The sequence below is a fragment of the Erwinia sp. JH02 genome, from assembly GCF_013074405.1.
Taxonomy (GTDB): Bacteria; Pseudomonadota; Gammaproteobacteria; order Enterobacterales; family Enterobacteriaceae; genus Erwinia; species Erwinia rhapontici.
Map to the genome: position 1 here is coordinate 27,394 of NZ_JABANZ010000007.1, position 12,027 is coordinate 39,420.

The 12,027-nt window shown below is 56.4% G+C and carries 6 protein-coding genes and 1 pseudogene; all 7 read left to right on the plus strand.

All coding sequences use genetic code 11. The annotated features are described in order from the left end of the window. Window positions 1-45: 45 nt before the first annotated feature. Window positions 46-771 (plus strand): cellulose biosynthesis protein BcsO, encoded by a 726-nt coding sequence (gene bcsO / locus HHI26_RS17820; protein ID WP_133844618.1) that lies wholly within the window; start codon window positions 46-48, stop codon window positions 769-771. After that, entirely contained in the window at window positions 762-1,559 is a 798-nt protein-coding gene (gene bcsQ, locus HHI26_RS17825) for a cellulose biosynthesis protein BcsQ (protein WP_133844616.1), read from the plus strand. The genes bcsO and bcsQ overlap by 10 nt, the downstream gene beginning before the upstream one ends. Before the next feature lie 95 nt (window positions 1,560-1,654). Beyond that, window positions 1,655-3,754, plus strand: coding sequence for a UDP-forming cellulose synthase catalytic subunit (bcsA, locus tag HHI26_RS17830; RefSeq protein WP_133844614.1), 2,100 nt, complete (start codon window positions 1,655-1,657; stop codon window positions 3,752-3,754). Further along, window positions 3,751-6,246, plus strand: coding sequence for a cellulose biosynthesis cyclic di-GMP-binding regulatory protein BcsB (gene bcsB, locus HHI26_RS17835; RefSeq protein WP_133844612.1), 2,496 nt, complete (start codon window positions 3,751-3,753; stop codon window positions 6,244-6,246). The genes bcsA and bcsB overlap by 4 nt, the downstream gene beginning before the upstream one ends. Beyond that, a pseudogene (locus tag HHI26_RS17840) lies at window positions 6,246-10,312 on the plus strand (cellulose synthase subunit BcsC-related outer membrane protein). The gene bcsB and the pseudogene HHI26_RS17840 overlap by 1 nt, the downstream one beginning before the upstream one ends. 2 nt (window positions 10,313-10,314) lie before the next feature. Continuing rightward, the gene (bcsD, locus tag HHI26_RS17845; protein ID WP_133844610.1) at window positions 10,315-10,779 is read left to right on the plus strand and encodes a cellulose biosynthesis protein BcsD; all 465 of its coding nucleotides are present in this window, start codon (window positions 10,315-10,317) and stop codon (window positions 10,777-10,779) included. Between the two features lie 11 nt (window positions 10,780-10,790). Continuing rightward, on the plus strand, window positions 10,791-11,789 hold the full coding sequence (locus HHI26_RS17850; protein WP_171149496.1) for a glycosyl hydrolase family 8: 999 nt from the start codon (window positions 10,791-10,793) through the stop codon (window positions 11,787-11,789). Window positions 11,790-12,027 lie beyond the last annotated feature (238 nt).

The following is a 12,027-nucleotide window of genomic DNA, read 5'->3' on the forward strand; positions in this document are numbered from 1 at the left end:
TATGTTATATTGCCGCGAAATCATCCACCTTGCGCGATCAGACATATGAACAGTTATGATGACCTGCAGCGTTTTAAGGAAAAAACGCAAACAAACCACATTGAATTCAAAGATATGTCTGAGCAAACGCTGAACTCGACAACCACCAATTGGGCCATCATCAAACAGTTGCTGAATGAGGGCGCAGGGTCGGTGCTGGATAACAGTCAGCGTATTGATCGGGCTGTTCCTCAACCGGTTGATTTTGCTGCTTTTACATCGTCATCGGTGGAAAACGCGCCGGCTATATCATCGCTGCCGGTTCAGTCCTTTGTGCCTGCCACGCCGGGCGCTTCAGATCGTGTTGGCGCCTCGCTGCTCGACAGTATTTCGGCCTCGTTGCAGCCTGCCGCTGCGTCTGCTGAAGCGGTTGAACCCACGACGGTTAAGGCACCGGCAGCCGAGCCTGCTCCGCTGCGCGCCATGCCGGTTGCACAGCAAACGGCGGTATCCGGTAGCTCACTATTAGCGCAGTTGGCCGTCAGTACCGCGCCTGCACCACAGCCAGCCGCTGTCGTTCCGGCACAGCCAGTGTTCCAGGCCGGCACTGCTCACGTACCGCAGGCTGTTGACGCTCAACCCGTTATGCCGGCACATTCGCCTGCTGTCGAAGCACCGGCGAATGTGAGCTACAAACAGTTGTTTAGCACGGCAGCCGCGCCGGGCTCCGCTGCACTTCCGAAAGATATGTTGTTACATCCCTTGCTGGAGAAAATTGCCTCATGCCGTTAGTTTGTGTTTGCTCCCCTAAAGGCGGTGTGGGTAAAACCACCATGGCAGCCAACCTTGCTCACGCCCTCGCTCGTGGCGGCAGTAAGGTGCTGGCGATCGATTTTGACGTGCAAAATGCGCTGCGCCTGCACTTTGGTGTTCCGCTGGCCGATAGCCGTGGTTTTGTGGCGAAGTCCGCCGAATCTTCTGACTGGAGTCAGTCCATTCTTACCACGGGTGGCAATATTTTTGTTCTGCCTTATGGCGAGGCGACAGAAGAGCAACGTGTTGAATTCGAAGAGAATTTAACCAAGGATTCTAACTTTCTTGCGCGTGGTCTGCATACGGTCCTGAACTATCCCGGGCTGGTGATCATCGCTGATTTCCCTCCGGGTCCGGGTCCGGCCCTTAAAGCTATGGCCGCACTGGCCGATATGCATTTAGTGGTTATGCTGGCAGACACGGCCTCACTGTCTCTGTTACCACAAATTGAAAATGAGAAAATGATTGGTGGCCCACTCAACCACCGTGATGGTCATTATTTCGTTCTTAATCAAAGCGATAGCCGCCGCAATATCAGCCGGGATGTTACCGCTTTCATGCAGCAACGCCTCGGCGACAAGCTGATGGGCGTCGTCAACCGCGATGAAAGCGTGGCGGAAGCCAATGCTTCCCAGCAGTCTATTTTTGATTTTAGCCCGGTCTCTGCCGCGGCATTTGACATTGAGCTGATCGGTAAACGCCTTGCCGCGTTGCTTGACATCAAAGTCGGTGACGGTGAAATGCACGCCCCGCTAAAGTCCCGCTAACCGCCGGAATATTGCCAGGCAGGGATGCCTGAAGACGCGCGGTCCGATTATTTGGGGCTGCCACGAACTATAACAATCCGTATTCAGGATGACTTATGAATAAAGTCATGTTTTATCTGCTGCTGCTGATATTATCCCCCTTAGCCGCAGTGATCATCATCACGCCGATGGATAGTCAGAAACAATATATTTTCGGCTTAATCTCTATCGCGATCCTGTTCTTATTAGGGATCAGTAAGAGCAAAAAAATCTCGCTGGTGATGGTGATTCTCTCCGCAATGATGTCTACGCGTTATATTTACTGGCGCGCAACGGAAACGCTGCATTTTAATTCTGAAGTAGAAGCCATTCTCGGTATCGGGTTATTTATTGCCGAACTTTATGTCTGGCTGATATTAATCCTCGGTTATCTGCAAACCTCATGGCCGCTTAAACGTACTATTGAGCCAATGCCGGACGATGTCAGCCTGTGGCCAACCGTGGATGTTTACGTCCCCAGCTATAACGAAAGCCTGGATGTGGTGCGTGATACCGTGCTGGCCGCCCAGTGCATCGACTACCCGCGCGATAAGATTAAAATTTATCTGCTTGATGACGGTAAGCGCAGCGAGTTTGCCCGCTTTGCCGCCGATGTGGGCGTGGGTTACATCACCCGTGATGATAACCGCCATGCGAAAGCCGGTAACCTCAACCACGCGATGAAAATCACCAAAGGTGAACTGATCTGCGTGTTTGACTGTGACCACGTCGCGACCCGTACTTTCCTCCAGGCGACCGTGGGTGCCTTCCTGAAAGATGAAAAGCTGGCGCTGCTGCAAACGCCTCACTACTTCTATTCACCAGACCCGTTTGAACGCAACCTCAAAGCCGCGCGTGACATTCCTAACGAAGGCGCATTGTTCTACGGCCCGGTACAGCAGGGTAACGATAACTGGAACGCGACTTTCTTTTGCGGTTCCTGTGCGGTGATCCGCCGTTCAGCGCTGGAAGAGATTGGCGGCTTTGCGGTTGAAACCGTCACCGAAGATGCGCATACCGCGCTGAAAATGCAGCGTCTGGGCTGGGGCTCTGCCTTCCTGGCAATCCCGCTGGCGGCCGGTCTTGCGACCGAACGTCTGGGCCTGCATATTGTTCAGCGTACCCGCTGGGCGCGGGGCATGACGCAGATTTTCCGCGTCGATAACCCACTGCTGGGCCGGGGTCTGAAATGGCAGCAGCGTCTGTGCTATCTCAACGCCATGCTGCACTTCCAGTTTGGTCTGCCGCGCGTCATCTTCCTGACGGCACCGCTGGCCTACCTGCTGTTTAACCTGAACATTATTCACTCATCAGCCAGCCTGATCTTTGCTTATGTGCTGCCGCATCTGGTGATGTCGCTGTATGTTAACTCCCGAATGAATGGTCGCTTCCGTGCCACCTTCTGGGGGGAGATATACGAAACGGTGATGGCATTCCATCTGGTGATCCCGACCTTCCTGACCATGATTTCACCGAAGCACGGTAAGTTTAACGTGACGGATAAAGGCGGCCTGCTGGATGTCGGTTTCTTCGACTTTAACATCGTTCGTCCACATGTGATCTGCGCCCTGCTGCTGCTAGTGGGTGTGGTCAGCGGCATCATCCGCGCTACCGCCCATGATTACTTTGGCGTTGACCCTTACGTGATTGCGCTAAACGTCGGCTGGGCTTTCTTCAGCCTGATTATTCTGATGGCCGCCATCGCCGTTGCGCGTGAGACCAAGCAGGTGCGTAAAACCATCCGTATTGATGTCAGTCTGCCGGTCGTAGTGCATTACGCCAGCGGCATCTCTTCGCGGGCCACCACCATCAACCTGTCGATGGGGGGGGCGCAGATTCAGGCCCCGGACCAGCGTCATGAAAACGATGAGATTGAAGCGATTGATGTCATCCTGCAATCCGGTGTGATCTCCATCCCTGCGCAGTTTATCGGTGCTGAAGATGACGTCATCCGTCTGCAATTCCACGAAATGCCGCTGTCGCGCCGCCGTGAACTGGTGCGTGTGGTGCTGTCGCGTGCCGATGCATGGATTCAGCCGGAAGGACGTAAAGATAATCCGCTGCGTTCGTTGTTAACCATTATTCGTACGGTATTTGAACTGTTCTGGCTAACGTGGAAAGACCGTCGTGCCAAGAAAAAACGTCTGGCACAAGCGGAAGAGGATAGTGTGGCATGAAGCATTTATTACTGCGCGCACTGTGCCTGAGTACAGCGCTTACCCTGGGCAGTGTTCAGGCCGATCCGACCAGCGTGACCCAGGACAGCAGCGCGCTGTCTGATATTCCGCCGCCGGCCGATGTCGGTGCGGCTGCGGAACCTGTTGCACCGTCTGCTGAGTTACAAGAAAACGATCAGCCTGCCGCTGCTGCGGAAGGCGACTTACCTGCGGGCGAAGAAGCCGCACTGCCGCCGGGGACTAATGAGGGGCTGCCTGCGGGCCTGCCACCGTTACCGGCCCCGGTGATGGACGATGCGGCGCCAGCAGAAACGGTGATGCTCAACCAGCCGCTGACCAGTACGGTCAGCGTGGCGCAGATGGGCCAGACGCAGGGTATTACACTGACCGGCGGACAGTTGCAGTCAGGCATCGTCTTTACACTGCCGACGGATGAAGTCATCACCAATGCGCGTCTGAACCTGTCGCTGAAAGTGTCACAGGCACTGGCAGCGCGTAACACCTCGCTGCAACTGATGCTGAACGGTCAGCCACTGGGCACCTTGCCACTGAGTGCGTCCGACCGTGCCAGCGAAGATTATCAGCTGGATATTCCCGCTGCGATGGTGGTATCGAGCAATAACCTGAGCTTCAAAGTTAACGATGCAGACCAGTTAATCTGTGAGCGCGATAGCGATCAGCTGTATCAGGTGACAATCCTGCCGAAAACCACGCTGTCGCTGGAAGGCCAGCAGTTGAACATCGGCACCAGCCTGCGTAATTTCCCACGTCCGTTTATTGATCCCCTGCGGATGAGTCCGTCCAGCGTTGCCATGATCTTCGGCGAAAATGTGACGCCAGGTGAAGTCAGTGCAGCGGCGATCCTGTCATCCTGGATGGGGATTCAGGCAGACTATCGCGGCATCAACTTCCCGGTGATTCGTGGACAACTGCCCGAGAAAAACGGCGTGGTGTTTGGTCACCCCGGCGAGAAAATTGGCAGCCTGACGTTACCGGACAGCGAAGGTCCGTCACTGCAAATCGTGAATAACCCGGATAACCCGGTCTATAAACTGCTGCTGATTATCGGGAAAACCGACGACCAGCTGCGTCAGGCGACCTGGCGACTGATCCAACCCCTCAGCGTGGATGAGTCTACGCTGGCCGTGTCTCCGCAGAGTATGCCGCTTCGTCAGCCTTACGATGCGCCACGCTGGATTAATACCGACCGCCCGGTTCGCCTGAGCGAGTTGCTGCGTAAAGATCAGAACCTGACCACCACCGGCCTCTGGCACGATGCGCTGCGCGTTAACTTCCGCGCCGCGCCAGATCTGTTCCTGTGGGACGGTGACAGCATTCCGGTGCAGCTGAACTATCGCTTCCCGTCAGAAAGCTGGATTGATGAAGATCGTTCCCTGCTCAACGTCACGCTAAACGGCACCTTCCTGCGTAACCTGACGGTGAACAAAGTGGGCCTGCTGGAGAACATCTGGCATCGCCTTGGCGGCGATGCACGTCAGGAGAAATACAGTCTGAGACTGGATCCGTACCTGATTTACGGCGACAACCAGATGCAGCTCTATTTCAACATCAAACCCAAGGCCAGCGCCCCCTGTAGCGTGCTGACCAATAACAACATTAAGAGCCGGATTGAGGATGATTCGTTTATCGATCTGAGTCATACCCGTCACTTTACGCTGTTGCCGAACCTCTCTTACTTCGTGGGTGCCTCTTTCCCGTTCTCGCGTCTGGCTGACTATTCGCAGACGGTGCTGCTGCTGCCCTCAAACCCAACCGATGCTGAAATCAGCACGCTGCTGGATATGGCAGGGCGTTCGGGTAATGCAACGGGTGCGGCGCTGAGTCAGAACAGCGTGATGTTTGGTATTCCGACGACCGGCACACTGCGCGGTCGTCTGGAAAACAGCGATATTCTCTCGGTATCCACGCTGTCGCAGGCCAGCTTTAACCGCGAGATGCTGGAGAGTTCACCGTATGAGCTGAATAACCATACGCTGGGCGTTAAAGTCCCGAATATACTGGATAACCTGCGTGGCTGGCTGACGGGTGACTGGTATCGCCAGACGCTGGATGCTGACCGTTACTTCTCGTCAAATGAAGACTGGCGTGGCTTTATCAGCTATCGCTCACCGTGGAACAGCAGCCGCCTCGTGGTCATGACGGTGGCAACGGATGATAACCAACTGGCCCGTTTGCATACCGACATGACTTCATCGCGGATTAACGCCGGTATTCGTGGCGATACGGCGATCATTACGGATGAAAACGGTATTCGCAGCTTCCGCGTTGGCGCGCAGTTCCCGAGCGGGCAGATGCCGTGGTACATGATGGTCGTGTGGTATGCCAACCAGCATGCGGTATTGCTGTCGTTGCTGGCGCTGTTCTGTTCAACGGTGGTGGGCCTGAGTGTCTATGTCTTGCTGAAACGCCATGCACGGCGTCGTCTGCAACCGAATAATAATTCCAATAGCTCTGGCGAGACAAAAGAATGATGAAAACCAAACTCACCCCATTAACCGCCAGAATTCGTCATTGCTGGATGATTGGCAGCGGGCTTGCGCTGTCGGTGATGGCATCCCCATTGTTTGCCGCAGAGAGTAACCCGGCGATTCAGGCGCTGTTTGACCAGGCGAACTACTGGCATCAGAAAGCCCATGATGAGCTGGCGCGTGATGCGTTAAACAAAGTGCTGATGGTGGACGGCAACAACACCCAGGCGCTGTATCTGATGGCGCTCTGGTCCCAGCAGAGCGGTGACGGGGCAGCGGCGGCTAAATGGCGTGCACGCCTGAGTCAGGTGTCTCCGCAGGATTCGCGTCTGTCTGAGCTGGATAACGCACGCCAGTTGCAAACGATTCCGGCGGCGCAGCTGTCGCTGGCACGTCAGCAGGCGCGCAGCGGCAACACCGCCGCCGCATTACAGACCTGGCGTAATACCTTTAAAGGCACCGAGCCTCCTGCCAGTGTGGCGGCGGAGTATTACCTGACAATGGCCGGTGACCGCGCCATGCTGCCGCAGGCGGTAGACAACCTGCGCCAGTTTGCAGCACAGCATCCACAGGATACGGGCGCGAAGCTGGCACTCGGTAAAGCGCTAACCTATCAGGAAGCGACCCGCCGTGAAGGTCTGCAAACGCTGGAAGGGCTGGCAGGCGGCAATGCCGATGCTGACCGCTCTCTGCGTCAGGCCCTGCTCTGGCTGGGTCCGCAAGCCGGGGATGCCCCGCTGTACCAAAATTACCAGCAACGTCATCCGCAGGATAAGACGGTGATGGACTACTTCCGTAAAAACGTGGGCGGCGCAGCGAAAGGCCAGGGCTTTAACGCACTGAACAGCGGCGACGTCACGGGTGCGCAAACCGCGTTCGACCAGGTCCTGCAAACCAACCCGGAAGATGCGGATGCGCTGGCCGGCCTCGGCTATGTGGCGCAGCGCAGCGGTAATTACGCCAAAGCGGCTGATTACCTGGATCGTGCCGCGAAGCTGGGTGGTACTAACAGCGAGCAGCGCCAGCAGCAGGCAACAGATGCCCGTTTCTACGGTCAGCTAGCCAGTGCGCAGCAGGCGATGAAATCCGGCGACAGCGCCCAGGCGCTGAGCCTGAGTGAACCGTTAACGCAGGCGGCGGGCGAGAAAGGCGTAGCGGCGAAGCTGTTCCGCGCTGACGTGCTGCGCCGTAATAATCAACTGGATCAGGCCGCACAGAGCTATCGTGATGTGCTGGCGAGTGATGCAGATAACCGCCCGGCGAAAGAAGGGCTGTTCTATGTGCTGCGTCAGCAGGGCAATACCGCCGAAGCCAACACGCTGCTGGCCTCGCTGCCTTCCAGCGTGCGCGAAGCGGTGACCCCACGTCCGGTGGCGACCAGCGAGCCGGTACGTCGTGAAGCGAAACAGGCGCTGGCTGCGGGTAATCCACAGCGCGCCATCAGCATCCTGCAACAGGGCATGCAGCGCTTCCCGGCTGACGGCTGGTTGCGCCTCGATCTGGCGCGTATTTATCAGCAGCAGGGCAATACCGCCGCCGCATCGGGTGTGATGCAGCCTGCCTTCCGTAACGGTGCCAGCAGCAATGAAGTGTATGCTGCTGCGCTGTTTGCCAGCGAAAGCGGTGCCTGGGCACAGGCGCAGAGCCTGCTGTCCCGCATTCCTGCTCGCAGCCAGAATGCTGATATGCGTGCGCTGGTGCAACGTGTGAACTTCAATCAACAGATGTCCGTCGCTCAACAGTATCTGGCGCAGGGCTCGAATGCGGCGGCAGCGAATACGCTGAAAGCGCTGGCGGCGAACCCGCCACAGAACCCGGCCGATGTGGGTAACCTGGCGAAAGGGCTGGCGCAGGCGGGCGATATGTCCACGGCGGTGGCTCTGGTGCGCGCGAATATGCAGCGCGGCGTGCAGGGTAATGCCGGTGACTACGCGGCACAGGTGGCGGTACTGAACCAGGCGGGCCTGGGCGCAGAAGGGCAGGCCTTCCTCAGTAACCCGGAATTGCAGTCACGCAGCACCAGCGAACAGCTGGCAGGTCTGCGTAACGGCGGGGTGATCAATGAAGTGGATAACCTGCGCGAACGCAAACAGTATGCTGCGGCCTACGACAAGCTGATTGGCGCCCTGCAGAAAGATCCACAGAACACCGATCTGATGTTCGCGATGGCGCGTCTGTACCAGTCCGGCAAAATGAACAAAGAAGCGGCGGTGGTTTACGACTACCTGATGACGCGCGACACCGAGACCCAGGACGCGCGCGAAGGGGCAATCAATACTGCCCTGGCGCTGAATGACGTGCCAAAAGCACGCGGTCTGGCCAGTGGCCTGCGCGGTGAACCTTCACCGGAACGTCTGCTGCTGCTGGCGCGAGTGTCCGAAGCGGAAGGCGACCACAACCAGGCGCTGAGCTACCTGCGCACGGCGAAAGGCAAGATGATTGGCCTGGATGGCAGCAGCGTGGGCAGCACGGCCGGTATTGGCGGGCTGACGTTATCAGATAACCCGTTTATCAACCGCACCACCATGACAGTACGCAAATCACCTTCGGTGTATGGCAATACCATGCCCTGGCAGCAGGCACCGGATGCACGTGACTACCGTGATATTGAGGGTGTCAGCGGCGGCCTGACGGTGGTTGGCGGTGGCTCAGAGGCCGCCCTCAAGCAGAACCAGACGCTGCACCAGATCGACACCATGATGGACGATCTGACGAAAGATACCGGAACCTGGATGCAGGGGGGGTGCAGATCCGTGGACGTGACGGCGAAAACGGCTTAAGTAAGCTGACCGAAGCCAAAGCCCCGCTGGTGTGGTCAAGTTCTCCGCTGGGTGATGCGCGTTTTGAGTTTACCGTAACGCCAATGACGCTGAGTGCGGGTAGTGCTGATGGGGATGCTTATCGCCGTTCAGGAACAGGTGCGATCCAGCAGGGTATTTCTAACCTGCGTACCACAATTCTTGGCGAGCAGGGTGCCTTCGAAAAATTAACGGCGACTCAGTTGACAGAATTCCAGGCATCCAATCCTGAACTGTATGCGAATCGTGCTGAAATTATTAGCCGTCTTGAAGATGTTAAGTTTGATGATCTTAATCCGCTGACCTCAACCGGAGCAGATAATCTCGCTTATATTAATAATTTCTCACAGCTAAAAAAATATCTGGCAGCGTCTTCATATAAGCCTAATGTTGACAGCGACGGGAACGGTACGGGTGATTCGCAGACAGAAAGCGGTGTAGAACTGAACCTGGCGTTAACAGGGGATAGCTACAAGATCGATATCGGTAGTACGCCACTGGGCCAGGATCTCAGTACTTTGGTCGGTGGTGTGAAGTGGGCACCGAAGCTGACTGACTACCTGACACTGGTTCTGACCGGAGAACGCCGTGCGGTGACAGACAGCCTGCTCTCTTATGTCGGTGTAAAGGATAAGTTCACGGGTGAAAGCTGGGGCCGCGTGACCAAAAACGGCGGTAACGCGCTGTTAAGTTATGATGATGGCGATGCCGGATTCTATGTGGGCGCAGGCGGTTACAGCTATATCGGTGAAAACGTCGCCAGCAACACCTCGTTAGTGGGGAACGCCGGTGCCTATGTGCGTCCGTTCCACTTTAATGACCGCGAGCTGAAAACCGGTATTAGCTTGAGCTGGATGGACTTCTCTAAAAACCTCAGTTATTACAGCTACGGCCAGGGCGGCTACTTCAGCCCGCAGAACTATGTCAGCGTGTCGTTCCCGGTCGAGTTTACGCAGACCTATGATGACCTGAGCGTGAAGATCGGTGGCGCGGCGGGCTATCAGTCCTATACGCAGGATAAAAGCGATTATTTCCCGAATAACAGTGATTACCAGGCATTGCTGAAAGAGCTTGTTGACGACGGATATAGCAAAGAAGATCAATATTCCGGCGGCAGCAAAAGCGGCATCGGCTATAACCTGCATGCGGGTGCCGATTACAAGATCAACAAAGACGTTACCATTGGCGGTCAGTTGGGCTATGACACCTTTGGCGACTATAACGAAAGTACAGCGCAGCTCTACTTCCGCTACATGCTGGGAGGCAAATAAGCATGAGTCAGTTACAGGAACGCACCCTGCAATATTACCGTCAGCAGCAGTATCAGCCGGGCTGGTTTGATCTGCTGAGTGTGATGATTAACGGGATGCTGAATAACGCCGGTGAGCGCGAAAGTCAGGCTTTTTTACGTCAGATGGGCGATAACCTGGCCCACCGTTACCCGCTGGGCGCGATCGCTACCGTGGCGGATCTGGAAGCACAGATCAATCAGGTGCTGGCGCGCTTCAACTGGGGGTTTGTTGATCTTAAACCGTCGGAGACGGCGATTGTTATCGATCATCTGGCGCTGCCGCCGGGCGATGGGGTGATGCCAGACCGTCAGTGGCGTCTGGCGTTGGGTGCGGTTCTGCTGGGCCTGTATGCCCGCTGGCTGCGCGGTCAGGGAGGGAGCGATAACGTTGCCCTGACCTGTGAAGAAACCGGTGAAAGCTCACTGCGCTTTCGTTACCAGGCATGAGGAATAGGATGATGGCAATGCTCAGGACAGGCATGATTCTGCTCGCACTGGTGCTGGGGATGTCCCAGGCCAGTGCCGCAGACGGTTGGAGCACGTTTAAAACGCGTTTTATGACATCCGAAGGACGTATCCAGGATACGGGCAATAAGAATGTCAGCCACACGGAAGGCCAGGGCTATGCGATGCTGATGGCGGTGTATTACAACGACCGCAGCAGTTTTGACAGCCTGTGGGGCTGGACGCAGAAGAACCTCAGCAATCCGAACAACGGTCTGTTCTACTGGAAGTACACCCCCGGTGCCAGCGACCCGGTCAGTGACCGCAACAACGCTTCTGATGGTGATGTGCTGATCGCCTGGGCCCTGCTGAAAGCGGGCAATAAGTGGAACGTACCGGCGTATTTACAAGCGTCCGATCGTCTGCAAAAAGCGATTATTGACCGCAATGTAATCACCTTTGCCGGGCGGACGATTATGTTGCCTGGCGCCCAGGGTTTTAACAAAACCAGCTATGTGATCCTCAACCCGTCTTACTTTGTTTTCCCGGCATGGCGTGACTTTGCTGCCCGCAGCCATTTGAAGGTGTGGAACGCTCTGATTGACGATGGTACGCAGTTGCTCTCTGAAATGCGTTTTGGTGACAGTGGCCTGCCAATGGACTGGGTGGCAATGAACGCCGACGGTTCAATGGCTCCGGCTACCGCCTGGCCGCCGCGTTTCAGTTATGATGCAATCCGTGTTCCGCTTTATCTGCACTGGTATGATCCTGCCTCGCTGCAACTTGTGCCGTTCCAGCGTTTCTGGATGAACTTCCAGCGGCTGCAAACGCCGGCCTGGATTGATGTGCTGAGTAACGATAAAGCGCCGTACAATATGGCGGGCGGCCTGCTCGCGGTACGTGATTTGACGCTGGATGATACCGGTTATATTAATGATGCGTTGAACAGCAGTGAGGATTATTATTCGGCCAGTCTGCGTCTGTTGACGTTCCTGGCGCTGAACGACCGCTAATGCCTGTGGGTCGGGCATGCCCGACCCCTACAACGGACAGGCTACCCACCCTCATTTTGCGTAGGGGCGAGGCACGCCCGATCCCTACAACGGACAGGCTACTCATCCTCATTTGCGTAGGGGCGAGGCACGCCTCGCCCTGAAACGGGTCGGGCATGCCCGACCCCTACAACGGACAGGTCACCCACCCTCATTTTGCGTAGGGGCGAGGCACGCCTCGCCCTGAAACGGGTCGGGC